This is a genomic window from Enterovibrio makurazakiensis (genome assembly GCF_050336585.1).
Lineage (GTDB): Bacteria > Pseudomonadota > Gammaproteobacteria > Enterobacterales > Vibrionaceae > Enterovibrio > Enterovibrio gelatinilyticus.
In genome coordinates this window covers 100,258-125,261 of record NZ_JAKJSE010000007.1, presented here as the reverse complement: position 1 = coordinate 125,261, position 25,004 = coordinate 100,258, and the positions used below count along the sequence as shown (strand labels likewise).

Annotated in this window: 21 protein-coding genes and 1 riboswitch; of the genes, 8 read left to right on the top strand and 13 right to left on the bottom strand. The window is 47.5% G+C overall.

Annotated elements, in window-relative coordinates; genetic code table 11:
- Positions 1-62: 62 nt before the first annotated feature.
- From choV to L4D06_RS05400, 7 genes are all read right to left on the bottom strand, one after another.
- Entirely contained in the window at positions 63-1,253 is a 1,191-nt protein-coding gene (gene choV, locus L4D06_RS05430) for a choline ABC transporter ATP-binding protein (RefSeq protein ID WP_429738086.1), read from the bottom strand.
- A 2-nt stretch (positions 1,254-1,255) separates the two neighbouring features.
- On the bottom strand, positions 1,256-2,104 hold the full coding sequence (gene choW, locus L4D06_RS05425; RefSeq protein ID WP_274164099.1) for a choline ABC transporter permease subunit: 849 nt from the start codon (positions 2,102-2,104) through the stop codon (positions 1,256-1,258).
- Positions 2,105-2,208: 104 nt separating this feature from the next.
- A complete protein-coding gene (locus tag L4D06_RS05420) occupies positions 2,209-3,159 on the bottom strand; it encodes a choline ABC transporter substrate-binding protein (protein WP_274164100.1) in 951 nt (316 codons plus the stop codon).
- 141 nt (positions 3,160-3,300) lie between these two features.
- Entirely contained in the window at positions 3,301-4,989 is a 1,689-nt protein-coding gene (gene betA / locus L4D06_RS05415; protein ID WP_429738085.1) for a choline dehydrogenase, read from the bottom strand.
- Positions 4,990-5,007: 18 nt separating this feature from the next.
- Positions 5,008-6,468 carry a betaine-aldehyde dehydrogenase gene (gene betB, locus L4D06_RS05410; RefSeq protein WP_429738084.1) on the bottom strand — a complete coding sequence of 487 codons (1,461 nt, stop codon included), beginning with the start codon at positions 6,466-6,468 and terminating at the stop codon, positions 5,008-5,010.
- 16 nt (positions 6,469-6,484) lie between these two features.
- Positions 6,485-7,078: a transcriptional regulator BetI gene (gene betI / locus L4D06_RS05405; RefSeq protein ID WP_274164103.1), complete on the bottom strand. Its 594-nt coding sequence runs from the start codon at positions 7,076-7,078 to the stop codon at positions 6,485-6,487.
- Positions 7,079-7,408: 330 nt separating this feature from the next.
- Complete coding sequence (locus L4D06_RS05400; RefSeq protein WP_429738082.1) at positions 7,409-8,620, bottom strand: cation:proton antiporter; 1,212 nt, start codon at positions 8,618-8,620, stop codon at positions 7,409-7,411.
- Positions 8,621-8,994: 374 nt separating this feature from the next.
- Here L4D06_RS05400 and L4D06_RS05395 point away from each other — a divergent pair, with 374 nt between their 5' ends.
- Entirely contained in the window at positions 8,995-9,885 is an 891-nt protein-coding gene (locus L4D06_RS05395; protein WP_429738080.1) for a pseudouridine synthase, read from the top strand.
- Positions 9,886-10,005: 120 nt separating this feature from the next.
- Here L4D06_RS05395 and L4D06_RS05390 read toward each other — a convergent pair whose 3' ends face one another.
- Positions 10,006-10,389, bottom strand: coding sequence for a VOC family protein (locus L4D06_RS05390; protein ID WP_274164106.1), 384 nt, complete (start codon positions 10,387-10,389; stop codon positions 10,006-10,008).
- 208 nt (positions 10,390-10,597) lie between these two features.
- On the opposite strand from L4D06_RS05390, the gene norR reads away from it, so the two are divergent.
- The 4 genes from norR (at position 10,598) to clcA (ending at position 16,845) form a co-directional block, all read left to right on the top strand.
- A complete protein-coding gene (gene norR, locus L4D06_RS05385) occupies positions 10,598-12,127 on the top strand; it encodes a nitric oxide reductase transcriptional regulator NorR (RefSeq protein WP_429738079.1) in 1,530 nt (509 codons plus the stop codon).
- A gap of 183 nt (positions 12,128-12,310) precedes the next feature.
- Positions 12,311-13,972 (top strand): hydroxylamine reductase, encoded by a 1,662-nt coding sequence (hcp, locus tag L4D06_RS05380; RefSeq protein WP_429738078.1) that lies wholly within the window; start codon positions 12,311-12,313, stop codon positions 13,970-13,972.
- Positions 13,973-14,075: 103 nt separating this feature from the next.
- Positions 14,076-15,161 (top strand): FAD-binding oxidoreductase, encoded by a 1,086-nt coding sequence (locus L4D06_RS05375; RefSeq protein WP_429738077.1) that lies wholly within the window; start codon positions 14,076-14,078, stop codon positions 15,159-15,161.
- A 277-nt stretch (positions 15,162-15,438) separates the two neighbouring features.
- Complete coding sequence (gene clcA / locus L4D06_RS05370) at positions 15,439-16,845, top strand: H(+)/Cl(-) exchange transporter ClcA (protein WP_429738270.1); 1,407 nt, start codon at positions 15,439-15,441, stop codon at positions 16,843-16,845.
- A 17-nt stretch (positions 16,846-16,862) separates the two neighbouring features.
- Here the strand turns inward: clcA and L4D06_RS05365 are convergent, their stop codons facing one another.
- From L4D06_RS05365 to L4D06_RS05355, 3 genes are all read right to left on the bottom strand, one after another.
- Positions 16,863-17,342: a DUF2127 domain-containing protein gene (locus L4D06_RS05365; protein WP_429738076.1), complete on the bottom strand. Its 480-nt coding sequence runs from the start codon at positions 17,340-17,342 to the stop codon at positions 16,863-16,865.
- 146 nt (positions 17,343-17,488) lie between these two features.
- A complete protein-coding gene (locus tag L4D06_RS05360) occupies positions 17,489-18,712 on the bottom strand; it encodes an HlyD family secretion protein (RefSeq protein ID WP_274164112.1) in 1,224 nt (407 codons plus the stop codon).
- Positions 18,705-19,115, bottom strand: coding sequence for an MFS transporter (locus L4D06_RS05355; protein ID WP_429738075.1), 411 nt, complete (start codon positions 19,113-19,115; stop codon positions 18,705-18,707). Before L4D06_RS05355 ends, L4D06_RS05360 begins: the two co-directional genes overlap by 8 nt.
- Positions 19,116-19,241: 126 nt before the next feature.
- On the opposite strand from L4D06_RS05355, the gene L4D06_RS05350 reads away from it, so the two are divergent.
- From L4D06_RS05350 to L4D06_RS05340, 3 genes are all read left to right on the top strand, one after another.
- Entirely contained in the window at positions 19,242-20,300 is a 1,059-nt protein-coding gene (locus L4D06_RS05350) for a helix-turn-helix domain-containing protein (RefSeq protein ID WP_429738074.1), read from the top strand.
- A 159-nt stretch (positions 20,301-20,459) separates the two neighbouring features.
- Positions 20,460-20,610, top strand: a riboswitch (FMN riboswitch).
- 116 nt (positions 20,611-20,726) lie between these two features.
- Positions 20,727-21,389, top strand: a complete 663-nt coding sequence (gene ribB / locus L4D06_RS05345) for a 3,4-dihydroxy-2-butanone-4-phosphate synthase (protein ID WP_429738073.1) — start codon at positions 20,727-20,729, stop codon at positions 21,387-21,389.
- A gap of 405 nt (positions 21,390-21,794) precedes the next feature.
- The gene (locus L4D06_RS05340) at positions 21,795-23,717 is read left to right on the top strand and encodes a BCCT family transporter (RefSeq protein WP_274164116.1); all 1,923 of its coding nucleotides are present in this window, start codon (positions 21,795-21,797) and stop codon (positions 23,715-23,717) included.
- 118 nt (positions 23,718-23,835) lie between these two features.
- On the opposite strand, the gene L4D06_RS05335 is transcribed toward L4D06_RS05340, so the two are convergent.
- Positions 23,836-24,276, bottom strand: coding sequence for a GNAT family N-acetyltransferase (locus L4D06_RS05335; RefSeq protein ID WP_429738072.1), 441 nt, complete (start codon positions 24,274-24,276; stop codon positions 23,836-23,838).
- A gap of 436 nt (positions 24,277-24,712) precedes the next feature.
- Complete coding sequence (locus tag L4D06_RS05330; protein WP_274164117.1) at positions 24,713-24,994, bottom strand: hypothetical protein; 282 nt, start codon at positions 24,992-24,994, stop codon at positions 24,713-24,715.
- Between the last annotated feature and the right edge of the window lie 10 nt (positions 24,995-25,004).

The following is a 25,004-nucleotide window of genomic DNA, read 5'->3' as shown; positions in this document are numbered from 1 at the left end:
CCAACTTAATGTTGGCGTTTTTGGTTTCTGGCTGTCAGTCAAGTATCGCTATGACAATATCGCTACGCAGCGTTCGAAAAGTGCTTGCCTAGTAATGCATGATAAAAATCATTGTCTGACAACACGCCGATGATTTTCTCGTCATCGCTCAGCAACACTGGCTGTCCCGTGCGGTATCGGACTTCCAATGCATGGCGCATAGAAATATCTGCCGAAACGGTGACCACCGAGTCGACAGCAAGCCCTTCAATGCTTTCGCCTTCTCGCCAGTTAACCATTGGCAATTCAATGCCAAGTCGCGTTGCTTTTGCTATTTTCCCATCGGCACCGGCTTCAAGTACCGTATGTTCATGTCGGCTCAGTAACAAAGTGTCCCCATCACGAGCCAAATCGCCAATGGCTGTCATGAGTGAGCGTCCGCGCAATACATTCAACGGGTTGGTATGGGCAACAAAATCCTCCACATATTGGTTTTCAGGACGCAGCACGATGTCTTCGGGCTTACCATGTTGAATGATTTTCCCTGATTCCATAATCGCGATATTAGTGCCGATTTTCAGCGCTTCATCAAGGTCATGGCTAACGAACAAAATGGTTTTGTTGAGCTTACGTTGAAGCTCCAATAACTCATCTTGCAACTGGTTACGAATAAGCGGATCCAAGGCAGAGAAAGGTTCATCCATCAAGAGAATATCGCTATCCATACAAAACGCGCGAGCCAGACCCACACGCTGCTGCATACCGCCTGATAGCTCGTGAGGATGTTTATCATGCCACTCCCTCAAACCCACCATATCCAGCTTTTCCATCGCTCGTCGGCGGCGTTCATCTTTCGCTACGCCCTGCATTTCTAAGCCGAATGCCACGTTGTCCACCACAGTGAGCCACGGCATCAAGGCGAATTTTTGAAACACCATAGAAATACGGTGTGAACGCAAATGGCGCAATGCCGTTTCATCAATCCCGGCAAGGTCGACCATTTCATCGCCATTGCGTACCTTCAGGGAGCCACGCGTCACAGGGTTCAAGCCATTTACAGCACGAAGTAGGCTTGATTTGCCTGAGCCAGATAGCCCCATCAATACACAGATCTCGCCTTCTTCCACGCTGAGTGTGGCATTGTGTACCCCAACCACGTTGCCCGTTTCTTCTTGGATTTCTTGGCGCGTTTTTCCCTCATCCAGCAAGGTCAGGCTTTTATCTAATGAATGGCCAAACACCACGTCTAAATTTTCGATGGTTACCGCTTTCATGATTACCCCTCTTTCCCTTGTGAAGCTGGCGCTTTGCACAAGCGATCCAAAATGATAGCCACTAATACGATGGCAAGACCTGCCTCAAAACCTTGAGAGATATTCACCGTATTCAATGCACGAATGACAGGTTTACCTAATCCGTCTGCACCAACCAGCGCGGCAATCACCACCATAGAAAGAGACAACATAATGCACTGGGTAATCCCCGCCATAATATTTGGCATGGCAGCGGGTAATTCTACTTTGAACAACAGCTTACTTGGGGTTGCACCAAATGCTTTGCCCGCTTCTATTAACTCTTCAGGCACGCTACGAATGCCCAAATACGTCAAGCGGATAGGTGCAGCAATGGCGAAGATAATGGTCGAGATAAGGCCTGGAACCACACCCAGACCAAACAACACGAGTGTTGGGATCAAGTAAACAAACGTTGGAATGGTTTGCATCAAGTCCAACACGGGTCGCATGAAGGTATACAGCCAAGGGCGATGAGCGGCAAGAATACCAAGAGGTACACCCACCATGACAGACAACGATGTTGCCGTAAGCACCAGCACGAAGGTCTCTATCATCTCCGGCCAGTACCCTAAATTCAGAATCAATAACAATGCAACGCAGACAAATACCACCAGCGACAGGCTTCGATGAAGAAGCCATGCCATCGCTGCGGTCAACAGAATAGGCACATAAGGCGGAAACCATTGCATTAAATCAACAAGGGAAAGGATCAGCCATTCCAGTGAAATAGACAGCGCATCGAAAAAACCAGCGGCGTTATACGTAAGCCAATCCACGCCGGTTTCCATGTAATTGCCTAGGGGTATTTTATTATCAGTAATCCAGTTCATGTGTACTCCAAAATCCATCATGGTTTAGGTGGATAACGGCAACAAAAAGCCGCTATCCACCCGCTGCTCCCGACACTAACTGCGGACGGGCAGCAGTTAGCGCATTACTGGATATTCAGGTGTGCTTTAACCGCAGGTAGTGCGTCTTTGCCATCGGCAGTTTTCACGCCGTCTAACCATGCAGTTAATGCGTCTGGATTGGCCTGTAGCCACTCTTTTGCTGCGACTTCAGGTTTCGCACCATCATTCAAAATGCCGTTCATGATTTCATTTTCCATGGCGAGCGTGAATTTCTGGTTCGTCAGCAGTTTTCCAACGTTCGGGCATTCCGCGGTGAAGTTTTTGCGCACATTAGTAAACACATTTGCCCCCCCATAGTTCGGGCCGAAGTAATCATCACCGCCTGACAAGTACTCAAGCTCAAAGTTGCTGTTCATTGGGTGCGGCGCCCAGCCAAGAAAAACAATCCACTGGTCACGACGCACAGCGCGTTTCACCTGAGATAGCATGCCCGCTTCGCTGGACTCAACCAGATCAAAGGCTTTCAAGCCGAAGGCATCAGTATCGATCATGTCTTGAATAAGGCGGTTGCCATCGTTGCCCGGCTCAATACCATAAATTCTGCCTTTGAATTCATCATCAAACTTGGCGATATCCGCAAACGTTTTCACGCCACCTTCAAACGCATACTTTGGCACTGCCAGCGTATATTTGGCACCTTCTAGGTTCATGTTGATGGTTTCTACCGTGCCGGCTTCGCGATACTTTGCAATATCACCTTCCATGGTTGGCATCCAGTTGCCAAGGAACACGTCTACATCGCCATTTGCCAGCGAGGTATAGGTAACAGGTACCGACAATAGTTGTATGTCGGTTTCGTACCCCATACCTTGCAGTACAAGCGTCGTCGCGGCAGTCGTCGCCGTAATGTCAGTCCAACCTACATCTGAAAACGTCACTTTCTCGCACTGATTGGCCATCGCTGGCGCTGCAGCCACACTGGCTGCTAACGTCAGGCTGAGTGCTGTCAGTCGTTGAGTCTTTTTCATGTCCATGGTTGCTTCCCTCTTCCTTTCTTTGTCTGTGGGCAGTGCAGTAAGCCTTGCCCTTCAGTTTTTTATTCGCCTTGCTTTTACGTTTTTCTGTCTTCGGTTTACGTCTATTTTTTTGCTTTTATCGCTGTCATTATTCGCGTTTTATTTCGCTGACGGATAAAGCCTTTGTTGGGTTTGCCAGTTTGGATCCAGCCACACTTGCACGCCTTCAGCAGGCATCAATGACTTATTCAAAATCAAGTCTGCTGCCCGCTCTGCCACCATAATCGTTGGGCCATTCAAATTACCGTTGGTAATGACAGGGAATACGGATGAATCGACCACACGCAGATTTTCAATACCACGCACACGAAGCGCTTCATCTAGCACCGCTAACGGATCTGAGTCTGCCCCCATTTTGCAGGTACAGGATGGGTGATAGGCACTTTCCACATTGGCTTTAACCCATGTGTCGATCTCGTCGTCCGATCTCACGCCATCGCCGGGTTGGATCTCACCATCCCCAAACGGAGCAAACGCGTCTTGCGCCAAGATTTCACGCGTCAGGCGAATGCAATCGCGCCAATCTTGCTTGTCTTGCTCTGTGCTGATGTAGTTGAAAACAATTTCGGGTTTGTCGTCCGGACTGGCACTGGTGATTCGTACATAACCACGACTTTCAGGCTTGTTGGGCCCAACATGAACTTGGAATCCATGACCTTCAACTGCAGATTTCCCGTCGTAACGAATGGCTGCTGGCAAAAAATGGTATTGAATATTCGGCCACTTAATGCCTTCTCGACTGCGAATAAACGCACACGACTCAAAGTGATTGGTTGCACCTAGACCGTCTTTAAACAAAATCCAACGCGTACCAATCAAGCCTTTGCTGATCAAACCAAGCTTGCCGTTCAGAGTGATGGGTTGTTTGCAGAAATACTGGAAATAGACTTCTAGGTGATCTTGCAGATTCTCGCCCACACCAGGCAATTCGTGTTTCACTTCAACACCCGCATTTTCTAATACTGCTTTAGGGCCGATGCCTGAAAGCTGCAGCAGTTGTGGTGAACCAATTGAACCTGCCGCGCTGATCACTTCCTTACGCGCATTTACCTCGTGGTGGTTGCCACCTTTGCTGTATGAAACGCCCAAAGCTTGCTTTCCGCGAAGCAATATCTTGTTGACCGTCACGCCTTTAATTAACGTGAGGTTATTGCGCTTCAAAGCGCGTCGAAGGTACGCATTCGAAGTTGATGCTCTCACACCGCCATCCACGGTCATATGCATTGGGCCAAAGCCCTCTTGCTGATAACCATTGTAATCTTCTGTGACTGGATAACCCGCTTGCTCACCCGCATCAATAAATGCTCGGTAAAGCGGATTTAGCGCCATATCATTGCCATTGCACGTTCCGACAGGGCCGCTACCACCGCGGTATTCGTCTTCACCACCCACCCAAGTTTCTGCACGTTTAAAGTACGGAAGACATGATTGATAATTCCAACCTTGCGCGCCATTGGCTTCCCATTCATCAAAATCACAAGCATGACCGCGAACGTACACCATTCCGTTGATGGATGAGCTGCCGCCAAGTACCTTGCCACGTGGACAATGCAGCTTACGACCGTCTAAGCCTGACTCTGTTTGGGTTTCAAACTGCCACGCGTATTTTTCGGTGTTCATTGGGTACGACAGTGCCGTCGGCATTTGAATGAAAATGCTTCTGTCTGTGCCACCCGCTTCAAGGATCAATACGTTATGCTCGCCGGACTCAGTCAAGCGATCTGCCAATACACATCCTGCCGACCCTGCGCCAACAATGATGTAATCAAATTCTGTTTCAACTGCCATGATGCTTTAAAAATCCTTTTACGCGTACGGGCTGTCTACATCACCCAACTCAACGTAAACGCTTTTGGTTTGGGTATAGAAGCTCAATGTTTGAACGCCATTTTCACGCCCAATGCCCGATTGCTTATAGCCGCCGACTGGCATTTCCGCCGGAGAAGCGCCCCAGTTATTGATCCAACAAATACCGGCCTGTAGCTTTGCTATCACGCGGTGTGCGCGGGAGAAGTTAGTGGTGAATACGCCCGCTGCGAGTCCATACTTGGTGTTATTAGCGCGAGTAATCACTTCTTGTTCATCACTAAAGCGCAAAATAGACATCACGGGGCCAAAGATCTCATCTTTCACATGGGGCATGTCATCAGTGCAATCCGCAAATACTGTCGGGGCAATGAAGTTTCCTTTCCCCAATTCGCCTTCCGTGACTTGGTAGCCGCCACAAAGCAAACGCGCTTCGGTTTGCTTACCCTGCTCGATGAACCCCAGCACTTTTTCTACATGCCCTTTCGAAATCAATGCGCCGATCTGGGTATCAGGATGAGTGGGATCTCCTACGATCAACTTGTTCGTTCTTGCCACCAGTTTTTCGATGAAGGCATCATAAATATCATCATGAACAAACACGCGTGTGCCGTTGGTGCAGACTTCGCCTTGTGTATAGAAGTTAGCAAGCATGGCACCAGAGACTGCGTTATCGATATCCGCATCGTTAAACACGATCAGCGGAGATTTACCGCCCAGTTCCATGGTGACCGACTTCAGTGTCCCTGCCGCATCCGCCATGACTTTCTTGCCAGTTCCGCACTCGCCCGTGAACGACACTTTCACAATCTCATCATGGCGAGACAGCATTTGGCCTACGCGGTAATCACCCTGAACGACGTTAAACACGCCGTCAGGCATACCCGCCTCGGTAAACACTTCGGCCAATTTTAGTGCGGTTAATGGCGTTTCTTCCGATGGTTTAAACACCATGGTATTACCCGCAGCAAGCGCGGGCCCCGCTTTCCACATGGCGATTTGAATGGGGTAATTCCATGCTCCAATACCTGCGCAAACGCCAAGCGGCTCTTTACGGGTGTAGAAAAATTGGTTTTCACCGAGGCTTTGCTGCTCACCTTGAATCGACACCGCCAAGCCAGCGTAGTATTCGATCACATCAGCACCGGTCACCACATCGACGTACAAAGCTTCTTGAATCGGCTTACCAGTGTCGAGCACTTCTAATGCGGCCAGTTCATCGTTGCGTTCACGCAGGATAGCAACGGCGCTATTAAGAATGGCTCGGCGTTCTGGTGCACTCATGGCAGACCAAACTTGAAACCCTTCCCATGCAGATTTAACAGCCGCATCCACATCGGCTTGACTCGCTTGTTGCACGCTAGCCAGAGTCTCGCCCGTGGCGGGGTTTAGTGTTTTGAATGTTTCACCTGAAGTGGCATCAACGTACCCTCCGTGAATGTATAATTGTTTAATATCCATTTAATTTTTGCCTTTTCTATGGCTGAGAATCGTGAAGCTGACGTTCGAGATAATCTTCAATCGTTTTGATTGCTGCGCGAGTGTCGATACCTTGAGGGTTTAACGCACCGCGAAGCCAGATACCATCCACCAACGCGGCAATACCTTGGGCAACAAATTGTGCACGTTCAGGTGGCAAGAGCTTTTTGAGTTCAACGCGAAGGTGAGAGAGCAAACGTCTTTCGTTAACATGTTGGAGGCGAAACAGTGTGGGGTCGTGCATGGCATGAGACCAAAAGGCGAGCCAAGTCTTGGTCACTTTACTGCTCACCTGATTACCATCGAAGTTACCGTCAACAATCGCAAGAATGCGTGCTTTAGCGTCATTCTGGTCGGTGATAGACAATCGCAATTGAACCCCTTTAGAGAGTTCCCGCATCACTGAGCGCATGGTCTCTTCAAGCAAGCCATGCTTGCCGCCAAAGTAGTGATTAATGATCCCAGCAGACACACCCGCCTTACGGCTAATCAGAGCAACACTGGCTCCTGCCAAACCGACTTCGTCGATGGCAGACATGGTTGCCTCTACTAACTGCGGGCGGCGAATTGCTGGCATCCCTACTTTTGGCATCGACCTCTCCTTTTATTGATTACAAATGTAGCCAAAATGTTTTTTGATTGAACGTTCAATTAAAAATAGACTTACAAATAATACACACGTTGTCAAAATGATCATTGGGCTATAACTGTGAGCGAATATGAACACCTTGAATTAATGTTATATTTATCAATAAAATACAGACATGGGTGAGGAGTCAGTCAAAATGCTCAACTGGCGATTATTTAGACCACGAAACATTGTGTGAGCCACTCACTTAAAGTAAAAACATCCAAAACGAAAAAGGCAAACACAGTGAATGCGTTTGCCTTTCGTTAAAACCAGCGCTGAAAAACGGGACTATCAACTCGTCATTTTGCGTAAAATTCGAACCGTTACTAACGGGTAGACGAGCAAGGAAAACAGAATCATCACAAACGCCAATGACAAGAAAAGCGACTGGTATTGAAAATCAGCAGGCAATAGCAAGATAAGCGCCACCGAAACGGCTCCCCGTGCCCCTGAAAAGTTCAGTAACCAAAACTCATTCATCGACAGTCGCATGCCTTCCACACGCATGACTGGCTGCAACACTGAAAGCGCCACAAATCGACCCCCAAACAAAAGTCCCACTGCTAGCAGAGCGTAGCTAATGGGTAAATCGGTATTCGCCGTAAGCGCGAAGAAGCTGGTGCCGAGCAGGAAAAACAACAAGGCATTGGCTGCATAATCGAGATACTCCCACACTCTTTCTTCAGCTAGGCGATTTGTGCTGTCTTTGTCTGGCTTGTAACCATACGCAAGTGCCGCTGCAAACACCGCGAGAATGCCAGAAAAATGCATGGTTTCGGCCACAACGAAGCTGCCATAGGCTAGGGCGAGCGTAATGTTAGTAGTGAGTATGTAATGCGACGTGTGCATCAAACGAAGAATAAAACGCGCCAATCTACCAAGCACTGCCCCGCTGATTAATGCGCCAGCGATGTGCGTAACAAAACTCACACTGGTATCAACAACACTAAAACTCGTCATGCTGAAAATCAGCAACGCGAGAATACCTGCTACGGTCACAACAAAACCATCATTGAGGATCGATTCACCCTCAATCAGTAATTTTTGATTTTCAGTGATGCTTTCATTGCCCTTGAACAACGCACTCACCGCAAGTGGATCAGTTGCTGAGATGATCACGCCAAACAACAATGCAGGCAGTAACGCCACGTCCAATAACCAGTGAATAGCCAAACCAATGGTTAACATACTCACCACGATACCGAATGTTCCCGCAATCACCGCGGGCACAATAATAGGCCTGAAATGGAACAAACACATTTTCTTCGTCGATGCGAAGATCAACAACGGAACGAAGACATACAGAACGACATCAGGGTCCATTACCAGTTCCGGCAAACCTGAGTCTGGATTGGTCGACACCCAGCCATAAGCAATGCCTGCTAGCAAAATCCAAATGATGTCAGAAAACACCATCCATTTTTCCGAGATATAAAAGATGACATTGAGCGCCATCCACCCCAAAACCGCATATGTCACCAGCGTAGGTACTGATTCAGTCATCATCACTCCATGTGATTGTTATTAGATGTGTACTCGATGAATGGGCAAAACTCGAGTGCTATTCCCTTAAATGCCTTCAAAGAACTGCTTTCAATGATAAGAAAACGAGTATGAATTCCCTTTAAGTGTGCAGCGGATCGACTCAAACGCAATACCCGCCCTCCGACAAGCATTAAGTTTGGTTCTCTGGGTGTTGGATTTGCTTCATATGGGTGATGGCAAGACGAAAACAGTCATGACAAGTAGCCAAACACCATTGGTTTTCAGTGTGAGAAGTGCCATTAAACAATTCTTTATACGTTGGACATGCATACTCTTACGCTAAGTGCTGCCATCCTCTATAATCGCCCACCATGCCGAGCAGAAGATTCCCAATGACCATTTCAACATACCCATCAACACTGAGCTTGCCGCAAACCAACCCGGGAGTCGCAACGGTTTTGGAATACCTCATCATCAAATTCCCATTTATTGATGCAGAGGTTTGGCGACAACGTGTCAGTGACGGCAAAGTTCACTATCACGACGGTACGCTCGTCACCGCAAAATCACCATTTAAAGCGCAGCAACGTATCTGCTATTACCGCGAAGTTGAAAGTGAGCCGCGTATTCCCTTTGAAGAAAAAATTCTGTTTCAAGATGAGCACATAGTAGTGGCGTATAAACCTCACTTTCTTGCCGTGACCCCTGGTGGAGTGTTCGTCAATGAATGTTTGCAGCATCGCTTACGTAAAAGTATGGGCTTAGAGGACTTGCAGGCGTTACATCGTTTGGACAGGGTAACTGCCGGTTTGGTGATGTTTTCGATTAACCCAGAGACACGCCATCTCTACCATCATCTATTCGAAACCCGCCAGATACACAAAACCTACCAAGCGGTTGCTAGCGTCAACGAGAATGAAAATATCGTCGGTCAAGAATGGGAAGTCAAAAACCGTATTGTGCAATCAGATCCCCGCTTTCGTATGCAGGTGACAGAGGGTGATGCCAATAGCCATTCAGTGATTCGGTGCCTAGAACAATCCAACGAGAAGGCGCTGTTTGAGCTGCACCCTGTAACAGGTAAAACCCACCAATTGCGTGTTCACATGCAATCCTTGGGTTGGCCAATATTGAACGACAAATACTACCCAGAACTGCAGCCATTCTCTGCAGACAACTACAACGCCCCGTTACAACTGCTGGCGAAATCTGTGGAGTTTATTGATCCAATAGCAAACCAAACAAGGTCGTTTCAGTGCAGTCATAACTTGTTATTGGCGTGAACGCAGAACAAAAGACAGAAGACAGAAGACAGAAGACAGAAGACAGAAGACAGAAGACAGAAGACAGAAGACAGAAGACAGGATGAAAAATAAGGGCAAAAATCTTGCCCTTTACCCATATTAATTTGGCAAACGATGAGTCGCACAAATTTTATTACCAGATGGGTCGCGTAAATACGCAAGATAAAGATTCGCGATAGATGACTCTCTTACACCGGGAGGCTCTTCGCAGGTTGTGCCGCCGTTTTCAATACCTGCTTCATGGAAGGCATCAGCAAGCTCTGGACTGCTCGCAGCAAAACCAATCGTACTACCATTGCCATGTGTTGCGGGCTCACCATTAATTGGCATTGTGATCCCAAAAACCCCAGTAGGCGAAAAGTAGAAATAGCGCCCTTTGGGATCCATCACTCCTTCGCTGTAACCCAATGCACCTAATACCGCATCATAAAACACCTTGGATTTTTCCAAATCTTCAACACCTAGCATTACATGACTGAACATTGTATTTCCTTATTCGTTTATGGTTGTTATCCACCACCGTATCATTAGGCATTGGGTTCTGCATCCCATCCGTATCGAACCACGAAAAATAACCCAAATTTCTAGGAAATTGATCGTCGTCAATCAGACATCATTCATTTTATATCGCCGATGTTAAAATAACATCAAGCTGATACTCTTGCTGAATGCCCCAACCATGGTTTTCGTTATGCCTACCAACATGGATCATGTGCTGCTCAATATCGCTTTGAACCTGAGCTCTAATCTCACTAGCGAAAAGCAATATCAGCACCTCATTGAGGGAATGAGCCAAGTCTTCCCCTGCGATGCTAGCGCCCTCTTTATTTTCGATAAAGAAGGGTTCTTAACACCCGTTGCTGTTAAAGGTTTATCTAACGCCGTGCTTGGCAGGCGCTTTTTCCCAAAATCGCACCCGCGCCTTGAAGCCATTGTTGCAACTAAAAAGCCAGTTCGCTTTGATACAAACAGCCCACTCCCCGACCCGTTTGATGGTGTGCTTCTCACCGAAGATGCCTCTATTGATGTGCATGATTGCATGGGATGTAGCCTATATGTTGACGGTCAGTTAGTGGGCGCATTAACCATGGATTCATTAACCGTCGGCGCGTTTGATCATATTGAACCCGTGGCCATTGAAACCTTTGCTGCGCTCGCGGCGGCCACACTGCGAAACATAGGCTTGGTGAACGCGCTCAAAGCGCAAAATAATAAGCAAAAATCTGTTACCGAAACCCTGATCCAACAAGCCCGATCGCTGCAAGGTGACATGATTGGATTTAGCCCAGAAATGCAGCAACTTCGTACCAATATCGCCACGGTCGCGACATCGGGTTACGCCGTATTAATCACTGGCGAAACCGGTACAGGGAAAGAGTTGGTCGCACACAGTGTGCATGCCCAATCCAGCCGCAGCGACAAGCCGATGATCTACGTGAATTGTGCTGCATTACCTGAAGGCTTAGCCGAAAGTGAGTTGTTTGGTCATGTCAAAGGCGCATTCACCGGGGCAAACAGCAACCGTGCAGGGAAATTTGAGTTGGCCGATGGCGGTACGCTTTTTCTCGATGAAGTCGGTGAATTGCCACTGGTCCTGCAAGCCAAATTACTGCGTGTGATCCAACAAGGTGAATTACAGCGTGTGGGGAGTGATAAACATTTGTTGGTGAATGTCCGTATCGTTGCGGCTACCAACCGTATGTTGGAGAAAGAAGTCGACGCAGGCAATTTCCGCGCGGATCTTTTTCATCGCCTGAATGTATTCCCGATTGCAGTACCTGCTCTACGCAAGCGCGACGGCGATATCCCGGTGTTGGCAGGCTATTTATTAGAAAAAGTTCGACACCAGTTCAATGTGCCAAACCTTCACATCCACGCTAAAGCCTTAGCCATGTTAGAAGAACAACCTTGGCCGGGGAATGTACGTGAATTAGAACACACGCTCACCCGCGCGGCACTGCGCACGATTCAAGAGCAATGCCATACTATCGAAATGGGTCACTTTGATGTGGTGGCAGTTAATGGTGATGTCAAAAACACATCGCAATATTTCCCTGAAGAAAATCATGGTATGCGTGAATTGGTAGAAACCTACCAGCGCGATCTTATTTCCCATACCCTTGAAAAAACGGGCGGTATTTGGGCAAAAGCTGCTGAATTTTTACACATGGATCGAGGTAACCTCTATCGCATGGGCAAGAAGCTTGGGATCAATCGTTAACGCACTTCCTTGACCGATTTCAATCTCGATGTATAAAAGACAACACCTTCGTTGTCTTTTATACATCACCCGCCAGTTAATTTGCCCACCATTCCTATATATTTCAATAACTTGAATGTTGGCACAAACCCTGCATTTCCAGTACATCAATTGAATTAAATCAATAAACACTGGAGACCCACTATGTTCTGTATTCAATGTGAGCAGACAATTCAAACCCCAACCATCAAAGGCTGCTCGTTCGCACAAGGTATGTGTGGCAAGACTTCTGAGGTATCAGACCTGCAAGATGTGTTGGTGTACGCATTACAAGGGGTATCTTTCTGGGCAAATCTCGCTCGCGAATTCGACATCATCAATGATGAAATCAACCAATGGGCACCGAAAGCATTCTTCTCCACCCTCACCAACGTTAACTTCGACCCAGCACGCATTCTTGAATTAACACACCAAGCGTCTGCCTTCAAAGCGCAGCTTGAACAACACGTCCGCGCCGCGTATCACATAGCGGACAAAGCACTACCTGAATTGCCAAATGTTGCTTGTTTCGAATTACCAGACACCGCAGAGGCAATCCTTGCCTTTGCACCACAAGTTGCTGTTAACCGTGGTAAAGACAGCGTTCATGAAGATGTCATTGGTCTGCGTTTGTTGTGCTTATATGGCTTGAAAGGTGCAGCCGCCTACATGGAGCACGCACTGGTATTAGGCCAAACCAATAACGCTATTTATGGTGAATATCATGAAATTATGTCGTGGTTAGGCACAGATCCAGAAGACTTGGGTGCACTGCTTGAATGCTCGATGAAAATTGGCTTGATGAACTACAGCGTGATGGAAATGCTGGACTCGGGTGAAACTCAAACTTTTGGTCACCCAGCACCAACAAACGTGAACGTGAAGCCAGTGAAAGGCAAATGCATTTTGGTCTCAGGCCACGACTTACACGACCTTGAAAAAATCCTGCAACAAACCGAAGGGAAAGGCATTAACGTTTACACCAATGGTGAAATGCTGCCAGCACACGGTTATCCCGAACTAAACAAATACCCGCACCTTGTAGGTAACTACGGCGGCGCATGGCAAAACCAGCAGAAAGAGTTTGCTAATTTCCCTGGCGCGATTGTGATGACATCCAACTGCTTACTGAATCCTAATGTGGGTCAATACGCAGACCGTCTGTTCACTCGTAGCATTGTGGGTTGGCCGGGTGTTGCGCACCTAGAAGGCGATGATTTCAGCGTGGTGATTGAAACGGCGCTTGCACAACCGGGCTTCCAGTATGACGAAATCGAACACATGATCACTGTTGGTTTTGGTCGCAATGCACTCATGAACGCAGCACCTGCGGTGATTGATGAAGTGAAAAAAGGCAACATCAGCCACTTCTTCTTGGTGGGCGGTTGTGATGGCGACAAATCGGAGCGTAGTTACTACACAGATTTCACCGCACAAGCACCAGAAGATTCCGTGATCCTGACGCTGGCTTGCGGCAAATTCCGTTTCAACAAAAATCAGTTTGGCGATATCAACGGCATTCCTCGTCTATTAGATGTGGGCCAATGCAACGATGCGTACTCTGCTATTCAGTTAGCGTTAGCCTTGGCGAAAGAGTTCGATTGCGACATCAACGAATTGCCGCTGACGCTTGTGCTTTCTTGGTTCGAACAAAAAGCGATTGTTATTTTGCTGACCTTGTTCGCTCTGGGCGTAAAAGGCATTTATACGGGTCCGACCGCGCCTGCCTTCTTAACAGACAACCTGATTGCCATCATTCAAGAGAAGTTCGACATGCGTTCGATCTCAACCGTAGAAGCGGACCTAAAAACAATCCTCGCGGCGTAATCTCGCGAGATCATCAACAACAGCCCTACTTGCTGCTTTCCCAGCAGGTCAGGGCTGATTTTTCCTATTTTTCTTTCTGTTTTGTTTTTAGGGTAACCGATCTATGTTCAATGAGTGGCAACAACACCAAGCTGTCCAAATGACGTGTATGGATAAGTGGCAAGAAACGCCAGACACCGTTAGCATCAAACTGACTGTGCCTTCTCAACCCACAACATACACGTTTAAGCCGGGACAATTTGTTTCACTAGGTGCAGAGATAAACGGAAAGACTCAATATCGCGCTTACTCCCTAAGTTCAGTGCCGGGTGAAGATCATCTGCAACTCACCATTAAACGGGTCGACAACGGGCTTGTGTCTAACCATATCGTTGATCATCTCAACATTGGCGATACCGTGTCTGTCCTCAAACCCGCAGGGGAATTTAACTGCATCGATTTTCCGCCAAAGAAAAACCTTGGTGAGAAAACCAAAGTATTGCTGGTAAGCGCAGGTTGCGGTATTACGCCAGTCTATTCTATGGCGACATTTTGGCTTCAAACTCAGCAAGACATTGAGATTGATTTTCTTCATGTTGCAAAAGACAAAGCGCAAACCATCTACTTAGATCAGCTTGAGACGTTAAATGCATTGCACGACAATTTTTCGCTGAAACTCTTGCTCAAAGATGCGGGCAATACCCAGCACCCGCAAGGGCGATTGAACCGAGCATGGCTAACGCAACTGGTGCCAGATCTTCATTCTCGCTCGGTGTATTTATGTGGCCCAGTCTCCTTTATGGCCGATGTTCGCCGCTATTTAGTCGCAGAAGGCGTCGATTTGGCACACTTTCATGAAGAAAGCTTCTCGCCGACTATTGAAAGTGTGATACCTCAATCTGCTCCAGAAAACTCAGCCGAACACACAGACATAGCGCCCGTCGAATCTGGCGTTCAGGTTCACATTCCCGCGTTTGGACAGACCGTTGAAACGCAACAAGGCCAAACACTGGCCGATGTTCTGGAAGGCGCAGGTTTGCCAATCATTGTGGCGTGTCGCAGCGGTGTTTGTGGCTCATGTAAATGCAAAGTGTCCGCAGGACATGTTGCATCCACCAGCCAAGAAACCCTGACGGAAGAAGAGATTGCACAAGGTTATGTTTTAGCCTGTTCTTCGACCTTGTCTGGAGATATTAATATCGAGCTGTAAGGTTTGGTGTTGTGTGTTGTGTGTTGTGTGTTGTGGAGAAGTATCTGCACGACAATTCTCATCATCGACCATTTGGGCATTTTGTGATGACTTAATGCCCTGATTGTATTTTGTATCATTTTCTGCAAACGCCTTTGTCGTGAACTCTTCTACGCTGGGAAAGAGATAGATCGCTTGGACATGTGCAATGACTTCAAACTCTGACGAAAAAAAGGCTGTTGATAAACAGCAAGCTAACATGGACCCGGAACTCATTGAGCGCATCCCTACTGACTCGATGAACACTCAACCCACCGAGCAACCCACCAAGACGATACGCCGATTTATTTCTTATCACCAAAACCCTATTTCGGTGCTTCTACTATCTACCATTGTTGGCATCATCGCTGGCCTGCTTTGTACAGCATTCGATATTGTGATCGATTGGCTAGTGAATGGACGATCGACTTGGGTGAAAACCGAAGGTGGCGTGAGTGCTCTCACTATCGCTGTCGTGGTTATCACCAGTGCGTTGTTATCCGCGTTCGGTTTTTTCTTGGTGAAACGATTTGCCCCCGAAGCCGCTGGCTCAGGCATTCCAGAAATTGAAGGCGCATTAGATAACCTCAAACCTGTCCGATGGTGGCGAGTGATACCCGTGAAATTTTTCGGTGGTATCGGCACTATCGGCGCGGGTTTAGTTCTAGGCCGAGAAGGGCCTTCTGTTCAGATGGGGGCAAGTGTCGGCCGAATGCTCACTGACCTTTTCCGCATTAACGATGACGAAGGCCGACATACCTTGGTGGCTTCTGGTGCAGCGGCAGGTTTAGCCGCCGCTTTCAATGCGCCTTTGGCGGGCATTATGTTTGTTGTCGAAGAAATGCGGCCACAGTTCAAGTACAACCTGATATCGATTAAAGCCGTGATGATCGCTGCAATCGCCGCCACGGTGGTCTATCGCAGCCTTCAAGGTCAAGGCGCGATGATCCCTTTACCTGCGCACTCCGATGTACCTTTAACTGCCTTGGCGCTGTTTTTACTCTTAGGGCTGATATTTGGTTTTGTCGGGGTCATTTTCAATCGKTTGGTTATCATCACCATGGATGGCTTCGAACGTCTTCACCAGCATAAAACAAGACGATTTGTAGGGATTGGCGCGCTTCTGGGGGCTAGCTTTGGGGTCATGCTACTTCTACTGCCGAAACTGACGGGGGAAGGCGTCGAACTCATTCCAAACTCTGTCAATGGCAACTTCGCACTCTCAATGCTGGCACTGTTGTTTATGGCTCGCCTTATCACAACCCTCATCTGTTTTGGCTCAGGAGCTCCCGGCGGTGTTTTTGCACCTATGCTGGCGTTAGGTACCTTGTTCGGCACAGGGTTTGGTATGCTTTCTATGCACCTTTTTCCCAGCATGGAAATTACAGCAGGCATGTTTGCTGTCGCTGGTATGGGCGCTCTCTTTGCGGCTACCGTTCGCGCTCCTATCACCGGTATTCTCTTAGTCATAGAATTAACCCATAACTATGAGCTCATTCTCCCCTTGCTCATTACTACATTAGGCGCAACCATGACCGCTCAAGTGGTAGGAGGTAAACCGCTATATAGCCAGTTGTTACAACGCTCACTGGCGAAGCAAAAAGCGGCAAACAAGCCGTCACCAACACCGCAAAAACCAAGCCCTGATGCTCCACCAAAGCCTTAGCGCCCAAGCGTAAACGGTTACGAAATTGCGCGTTTTTCCTTTCGTCGTTGCGCAATCACAATCGACATATATCCGACAACCACAAGATTCACCACAAGTGCAATGACAGGGAGCAACTTACCTTCCGTCGCCACGGCATAAATTTCAAACGGCAAGTACACGGCACCGCTTGCCAATGCAAACCACTCAGTCCACGCATAACCACGCCACAACCCAAACGCTTCCACCAACCGAATCGAGGCATACAACACTGAGCCTAGCGCCACAAGCGTTAGATTCTTATCGTTAATTTCGTTCACCGAATGCATGATCACACTTGGAATTTCACTGGCGGGATTGAGATGTAAATGCTGAAGCAAGGCTTCGCAGAGATGCTGGATTTCTTTCCCTCCAAGCTCATGCAACGCAAAACCTACAACCAAAGAAAGAATCCCCTTGAACGCTTCCAGCGTTGCGATCGCTTTTAGTCCCTTTGGTGATTGCCCTGCCACACTCATTTTTTCCCCGCCCTGTTGGCTACTTATAACTGGTATTGTTTTGGTGCAGTTAAAGATTGGCTAACTTAATACGCCGCTGTCGTAGCAAGGGCAAGAAAAAAGGCCCTTTCGGGCCTTTTCGGATTTGTTGCTGTGTTCGGTTTTCGTTACACCGAGTGTATGAAGTAGAGTTGTGCTTTCATTCGGATGATGATGCCACGCACCACATCAAGAAAACTCATAAAGGCGATAGGCTTTTCACCCGACACCCATGCCAACCCGACTGCTCCCACGGGAATGTCATAACCTTCTGGCTCTTCCAACTTCAAGCGAACGAAATGGTGTTTGTTCATCAAGTTTGAACCTGTCGTGACTCGAACACCTTCTTCTAGCGCCAGCAATTTACCTTGTGACTCACCCGTCGCCTCCACAATGCCTTCCACTTCGGCTTGGAAGATCTTGCCCGGATACACAGGGCTCGCAAATTCTGCGTATTGTCCCACTTTCACATTACGAATCGCTTGGTGATTCACTCGCATCAATACATATTTTTCATCGGTATACATATGTAAGCGCGGTAACACACCCACATATTGACCTTCTCGCATGATGAAGTTAGTCACGTAACCGTCAGCAGGTGCAGTCACTTGAGTTTGTTCCAAATTCCATTGCGCTTGAGACACCGCCTCAACCGCATTGTCCAATTCAGCACGCTTAGCATCAACAGCAAGCTCCGATTTCTCTTGGCTCAATCGGGCATATTCAACACCAATTTTCGCTTTTTCAATCTGTGTTTGTAATGTGCTAACTTGAGACTTCGCCAATTGCACTTTGTTACGCTGCTCATCCAATACAGACGTGGCCACCGTGTTAGGGGCTTTCTTGTTTTGTTCTAGGTAACGATTAAGTTGGCTCACTTTCCACTTGGCATCTTCCTGCGCTGCAATCATTTGGCTTTCTAGAACATTCAAATCAGCTTTTGTCGCTTGATACTGTTGCTCTGTCAACGTGACGTCTTGCTTGGATACATCTAGGGCCACTAGTGCAGAGTTCTCCGCGACAATGGCACGATTAAGTGCAATCTGATAAGGCTCATCTTCTATCGAATACACCAATTGTCCTTTTTTCACTTCTTGGTTTGGTGTAACGAAAATCTCATCAACGTTGCCGCGCACTTGGCTAGACCCTGGACGAAGCTGAATATGAGGAGATTGAACGACAGAGCCTCCCGATAAATCCATTGGCGTGTAATTCAGCAATCCAATCCAAACGAACAACAACCATGCTCCGCCACCAATGTAGGCGAACAGTTTGCTATATAAGTTCCAAGGCATACCTACCATGCGAAGGAGATAGATAAACAACGCCCATACCGCTAAACCTTCAAGCATTGGTTTTCTCCTCTTTACTCAGATCTTGATTGCCACCTTCCAAATGGACGTTTTGATTTGCAGAAGCTTCCTCGATAGCAGGATCTTTCTGTTCATCATTAGGTGCCTTCGTAGGTTCACGCCAAATATCTCGAATGCGACGAAGCGCTTGATCACTATCTACAAAGGCAACAATGACCGCCACCACCCAGACCCAGTGCCACAAAAAGCCTATCCACGTGAGTGCCGTGATCAGCCCCATCTGCTGATGTTTCTTTTTCTTTGCCTTGCTAACGGGCAGTTCGTGAATTTTCCAAAACCCGAACGCAATGGCGCAAACGGAACCCACTAAAACCACTGCTGCCACAACATGCAGCACAGTATCCGTTGAAGCATCAACAAAAGGTGTCGCCAATAGGCTCATCACTGTCTCCAAGAAATAACAAGAGAACAGATAGTTACATCAATGTCTCTTTTGTGCAACATTTAGGAACGATTGATTCACTAATTCGTGTATATTGATTGAATCTATCCAGTTTCATGGCAGCGCATGATTGACATTACTTTTTGCCGAATGGCGTATATCAAACCGCTTCTCAAAGGCGTTATGCAGGTATATCGACTCGACATTACACAGCTCGGTATTCCTCACGCCCTATACGCCGACGACATGGCGCTGATCCCCCATTCCGAAATTAACTGCTGGTTACGTTCAATTATTGCGTTAACGGGGGATAGACATTTTCCCTTTAAGATTGCCTCCTTCCTCGATGTGACAAACATTGATGTTTGCGCCAACTGGTTAACCGCCTCACCCGATCTGTCCATCACATTCCGACGCATCAATTACGGTATGAGTTGTTTTCATTCGAGCGGCCACTATGTAGGGCGCCAATCAGGTCATATTCTCAAATGGTGTTATCACAATGCGTTTACGGAAGATGTAACAGATGTGGATGCATTGCGTGTCGCTATCATGTTTACACAAGTATTGCGCCAGTTCTCTTCGCCCAATGTTGATGTCTCCGTCCCTACTAATCACTTGCAACAGCAAGAAAAGACTAAACCCTCGTCCTATTCCCCCCTAATGGTTCGCCTTGCAGGCTCAAACATTGATGTGAAAGAAGCAGAAGCATGGTTTGGGTGTCAGGTGGTTACAGGGTGTGAGCAAACCGAAGTATGGTTTGATACCAAGCTGTTATTACTGGAGCACACTGCCTCGGTAGAGCAAAATCGAGAAGCGGTATTGTCCCTAAACGAACTGGATGATTTGGTTAACATGCCGCAACGGGATGATCCCACCAAAGCGCTTTACGAAGTGGTGAATTACGCGCGTTATTACGGCATGCCGACGGTAGAACAAGTGGCGAATCTACTGGCGCTTTCGCCTCAGCAACTCCAACGCCGCCTACAAAAGCTTGGGTTCTCGTTTACCAGTATCGTGGCGTATGTGCTAAATAATATCGCCGTGCGTTACCTACTCAAAGGTTATGCCCCAGACCACATAGCAAAATTACTCGGCTACACCCATCCGCAGAGCTTCATCAAAGCCTTCAAACGTGTCAGAGGTTGCACCCCAAATGAGTATCTTCGCCACCTTTCTTTGTAAGAGGCAGCTCATCGTCAAACAGTCTAAAGGATGCAAAATCACGAGAAAAATCCGCTGAAGCGTGATCATTCTTTAAACACTCGCACCCGCCCCTCTTCCCTTTTTAGCGAGAAACACAGTAAACTCAGCGTGTTCTGAACAATCAGAACATCACAAATTAATTATTCTCAGGGCGGGGCGAAATTCCCCACCGGCGGTATGTCAGTGAAAATTATTGACGAGCCCGCGAGCGCCCGAACCTAGTTCGGGGTCAGCAGACTTGGTGAGATGCCAAGGCCGACGGTTAGAGTCCGGATGAAAGAGGATGATATGTTTACCCATTAAGTGGCTGTTTTCAGCACCTGCTTATCGGTGAATTGTGCGTATTCGAACACTCGAATACCGCTCATCTATGCCCTGATTCTGGTACGTATTATAGGAGTTACCATGAATCAGACACACACTTCGCTACTTGCTCCATTAGGCACCCCATTTCAACGCGTTGAAGCTGCGCTAGAAGCACTTCGCCAAGGTAAAGGCGTATTGCTACTCGACGACGAAGACCGTGAGAATGAAGGTGACATCATCTATTCTGTCGATCACCTCACCCATCAACAAATGGCATTAATGATCCGTGAATGCAGCGGCATCGTTTGTCTATGCCTGCCAGAAGCACAAGCTGACAAACTTGAACTCAACCCAATGGTGGTGGATAACAACAGCGCCAACCAAACCGCATTCACGGTTTCTATCGAAGCAAAAGTGGGCGTCACCACCGGTGTTTCAGCCGCTGACCGTGTAACTACAATCAAAACCGCGGCCAACCCAAATGCACAGCCGTCTGATTTGGCACGCCCTGGACATGTATTCCCTCTTCGTGCACGTAACGGCGGCGTTTTGACACGTCGTGGTCACACAGAAGGCACCATTGATTTGATGCAAATGGCGGGGTTGTCACCTGCAGGTGTGTTATGTGAAGTGCAAAACGAAGATGGCTCGATGGCAAAAACGCCCGAGATCATTGCATTCGGCGCAAAGCACGATATGCCAGTACTCACCATTGAAGACATGGTCCAATACCGCCTAATGCAGGCAGAAAAAATCGCATAACCAACGCGTTCCGTTGGCCTGCTAACAAACACCTTGTCACATTGAGCGCCTGCTTTTGTACACAAATGCAGGCGCTCAATTCGTTTATACGGCTATTGAATCGGCTAACGCCGCAAATCTAAAAAAAATCGTTACACAACTAAACGACTGAGCCAAAAATTCGCTCAATCTCTAAATACATATTCGATTCGTAATAAAACCTTATTAATTCACCGACTTTCGTTAACTACTCCCATCAAATTCACACCCCATCACATTCACCGATAGACAAAAAAGCCGACCTCTTATTCACGCCATCATTATTATGAAATTTTATGCTTATAAGCACAAACAGCGCGAATTGATGCGTAGCGTCATAAACATGACAATTCCATTGGTTTACATATTAATGGAGAGATACAACATATGGGACGCCACTTTCAGCTCATCGACAAGCCAACCTTTTTTGGCGCGTTAGGGCTCCTCTTTTCCGTGATCATCCCACTTCTCATTTGGCCTACCCAAGGCGCAGAATGGATAGCGATTGCAAAAACATTTATGACCGACAAACTCGGTTTCCTTTATCTTGGACTTGGCATCGCCGCCTTCTTTTTCATGGTCTACATCGTTTTCAGCGACATTGGCCAAATCAAACTTGGTGATGCTGACGAAAAGCCTGAATTTGCTACGGGTTCATGGGCAGCCATGCTGTTCTGTGGTGGTATCGGTGCAAGTATCCTTTACTGGGGTACGATCGAGTGGGCTTACTACTACCAAAATCCGCCTTTCCAATTACAGGCTGGCAGTGAAGAAGCAGTACGTTGGGCAGCGACTTACGGTATTTTCCACTGGGGTCCAATTGCATGGTCCATCTACCTGATCCCCGCGATTCCGATTGCTTACTTCTTCTATGTGCGTAAGCAACCCGTATTGAAAGTATCAGCAGCCCTAATGCCAGTGATCGGTGAAGCACGCAGCCACGGTAAAACCGGTAAACTTATCGATGTACTGTTCATCTTTGGTCTACTTGGTGGTGCAGCAACCACGCTTGGTCTTGCAGCGCCGCTGATCAACGAAGGTATCAGCTACCTATTCGGCATTCCTTCTTCAACGACCTCACAAATCGGTGTGTTGTTGCTATGTACGGCGCTGTTTGCTTACTCGTCTTACAAAGGTATGGATGAAGGCATCAAGGTACTGAGTAACATCAACTTCTGGGGTGCATTAGGTCTGCTTGCGTTCGTACTGTTCGCGGGTCCAACTCTATTCATGCTGGAAACCGGCCTAGATTCAATCGGTCGCATGCTGTCTAACTTCTTCATCATGGCAACATGGGCAGAACCATTCGGCGGTTACGGTACGTTTGAGGATACACACTTCCCACAAGATTGGACCATCTTCTACTGGGCATGGTGGCTAGTGTTTGCACCAAGCATGGGCTTGTTCGTTGCGCGTATTTCACGCGGTCGTACCATCAAGCAAATGGTGTCAGGTTCTATCTTCTTCGGTTCACTAGGCTGTGCACTGTACTTCATGATCTTGGGTAACTACGGTCTGTCGCTGCAACTGTCTGGTCAGCTTGATGTGGTGAGCATCCTGAACTCTGAAGGCCCGACTCGCGCCATCTTCTCAATTCTTGAAACATTGCCGATGAGCACCGTGGTGATCGCGGTATTCACCGTACTGTGTATTATCTTCACCGCAACAACGTTTGACTCCATCTCGTTCATTCTGGCTTCTGTGGTTCAGAACAACGTAACTGAAGACCCAATGCGTTGGAACCGTCTGTTCTGGGCATTCACCCTGTCATTCATGCCATCGGTACTGATGTTCATGGGCGGCCTTGCGACGCTACAAACAGCAGCTATTGTCGGTGGTTTACCACTACTGGTTATTGCTGTGATGTTAATGATTTCAGGCGTGAAAGCGGCGACCCTCGACCTTTCTCACCAAGAAGGTTACATCGACCCTGTTATCAACATTGAAGAGTTCCCAGACGTTGACCCATGGTCAAAAGAAGGCATGGCGATGGCTAAGTTTGAGAGCCTGAAAGATGAAGCAGTTGCCGCGGCAGAAGAAGAGCGTGAAAAACTGAACGCAATTTGGAACCTGAAGAAAGAAATTCGTGCCACAGCCCTTTCACAAGGCGAATCTGGCATGGAGCTTGGCGACGCGCCTCAAGAGCAATTGGACGAAATCCAACGCTTAACAGACGAAGCCATGGCAGCCAAAGAGCATAAACTTCAAGCGTCTGAGTCTGCCCAGCAAGCACGTATGGTTTTCGATGATCTAATGCGCGAACGTAAGCGACTAGAAGAAGAAAACCAAGACGAATTGAAGCCTGCATAACGCAAAATTATTATAAAACGCACAATCAAAAGGCCGAGAAATCGGCCTTTTATTGTTTCTCAGACATTCGTGAATTTCATACTCTGCAGCCTAAAAACCCGCGATGTCATTCAGCGAATTACGAATTCAGCGACATTCCATACCCCAAAGAATGTTCAAACGTCGCAATCTTTTGGAACCCAAGTTTTTCGTAGAATTTGATTGCGCCTGTATTCACCGTTGATACCTCAAGATGAACGCCTGACACTTTTGAAGCCGTTAGACGCTCTATCAACGCCATCATCAACTTTTTCCCCAAACCAAACCCTTGCGTTTCTGGCAAACAATTGATGTGAAAATGGGCAGGATATCTATCAAACTCAGGCCGAGGCGCATTGCCCTCGTGGATCTTATTTACAACCCAGTCACTTGCAGACTGCCCTTTGTAATGTTCTAGAGCGTATCGTTCGCGCAGAGCCGGCAACCACTCACTTTCGCAGCGCTCTGAAAACCGCTTAGAGTTTTCTGTACCCACGATATAACCGCAAGGTTCTCCGTTGCGCGTGGCAATGAAGCACATGTCAGGATTCATTATCGCGTAGGGCGCTGAAAAAAAATGTCCGACTAATTCATCACTTTGATACAGCGAACTGGCGTCTTGACCATTGTCAGCCGTTAACAAACAGATTTTATATAGCGACGGCAAATCGCTTAGATGGAAGGGGCGTATTTCGAACGGCATAAATAAGGCTAATATTGGCAAAAAATCTAAGCCAAAATGATATATGGGAAGTGGCTAACTTTCCAACATATGGAACAATTAACTCTGAATTACCCTATCTGATTGATTATATGAATATTTCGATCGACAACAATAACCCGATTGCTTTAACAGAAAAACCAAGACGAATCGAAGCCTGCATAGCACCAAATGTCTTGTGAAATATCCAATCAAAAGGCCGATGGATCGGCCTTTTTCGTTCCTATCGCCAGAGATAACTGGCGATCAAGAAACGCTACTTCTTGTGTTTTTTGCTGATCTTCTTAGCCTTTTTAATCGCAGACTTCTTCGACGCTTGTTTCTTTGCAACATCAAGAGATTGCGCTTCTTTCAATCTCGCCTTGGCTTTCTTTAGTTTTTTCCCGCACTTCTTATCTTTCTTTTCTGAACTTCGGATAGCCTCCTCTGCATGCTTTAGTTGCGCCTTTGCAGACAGAACGCCTTCAGACGCTTTCTTTGCTTCGTCTTGGCACAATTGAACATCTAGCTGAAGCTTCTTAATATTGACCTTTCCCATACCTACTCCT

Excerpts from the sequence above, each read along its gene's own strand:
- L4D06_RS05395 (WP_429738080.1), top strand. The coding sequence starts at position 8,995 with ATGACCATTTCAACATACCCATCAACACTGAGCTTGCCGCAAACCAAC.
- betB (WP_429738084.1), bottom strand. The coding sequence starts at position 6,468 with ATGGATATTAAACAATTATACATTCACGGAGGGTACGTTGATGCCACT.
- hcp (WP_429738078.1), top strand. The coding sequence starts at position 12,311 with ATGTTCTGTATTCAATGTGAGCAGACAATTCAAACCCCAACCATCAAA.
- ribB (WP_429738073.1), top strand. The coding sequence starts at position 20,727 with ATGAATCAGACACACACTTCGCTACTTGCTCCATTAGGCACCCCATTT.
- L4D06_RS05400 (WP_429738082.1), bottom strand. The coding sequence starts at position 8,620 with ATGACTGAATCAGTACCTACGCTGGTGACATATGCGGTTTTGGGGTGG.
- L4D06_RS05375 (WP_429738077.1), top strand. The coding sequence starts at position 14,076 with ATGTTCAATGAGTGGCAACAACACCAAGCTGTCCAAATGACGTGTATG.
- L4D06_RS05365 (WP_429738076.1), bottom strand. The coding sequence starts at position 17,342 with ATGAGTGTGGCAGGGCAATCACCAAAGGGACTAAAAGCGATCGCAACG.
- choV (WP_429738086.1), bottom strand. The coding sequence starts at position 1,253 with ATGAAAGCGGTAACCATCGAAAATTTAGACGTGGTGTTTGGCCATTCA.
- L4D06_RS05335 (WP_429738072.1), bottom strand. The coding sequence starts at position 24,276 with ATGTGCTTCATTGCCACGCGCAACGGAGAACCTTGCGGTTATATCGTG.
- L4D06_RS05330 (WP_274164117.1), bottom strand. The coding sequence starts at position 24,994 with ATGGGAAAGGTCAATATTAAGAAGCTTCAGCTAGATGTTCAATTGTGC.
- L4D06_RS05350 (WP_429738074.1), top strand. The coding sequence starts at position 19,242 with ATGATTGACATTACTTTTTGCCGAATGGCGTATATCAAACCGCTTCTC.
- L4D06_RS05390 (WP_274164106.1), bottom strand. The coding sequence starts at position 10,389 with ATGTTCAGTCATGTAATGCTAGGTGTTGAAGATTTGGAAAAATCCAAG.
- L4D06_RS05420 (WP_274164100.1), bottom strand. The coding sequence starts at position 3,159 with ATGGACATGAAAAAGACTCAACGACTGACAGCACTCAGCCTGACGTTA.
- betA (WP_429738085.1), bottom strand. The coding sequence starts at position 4,989 with ATGGCAGTTGAAACAGAATTTGATTACATCATTGTTGGCGCAGGGTCG.
- L4D06_RS05355 (WP_429738075.1), bottom strand. The coding sequence starts at position 19,115 with ATGAGCCTATTGGCGACACCTTTTGTTGATGCTTCAACGGATACTGTG.
- norR (WP_429738079.1), top strand. The coding sequence starts at position 10,598 with ATGCCTACCAACATGGATCATGTGCTGCTCAATATCGCTTTGAACCTG.
- L4D06_RS05360 (WP_274164112.1), bottom strand. The coding sequence starts at position 18,712 with ATGCTTGAAGGTTTAGCGGTATGGGCGTTGTTTATCTATCTCCTTCGC.
- betI (WP_274164103.1), bottom strand. The coding sequence starts at position 7,078 with ATGCCAAAAGTAGGGATGCCAGCAATTCGCCGCCCGCAGTTAGTAGAG.
- choW (WP_274164099.1), bottom strand. The coding sequence starts at position 2,104 with ATGAACTGGATTACTGATAATAAAATACCCCTAGGCAATTACATGGAA.
- L4D06_RS05340 (WP_274164116.1), top strand. The coding sequence starts at position 21,795 with ATGGGACGCCACTTTCAGCTCATCGACAAGCCAACCTTTTTTGGCGCG.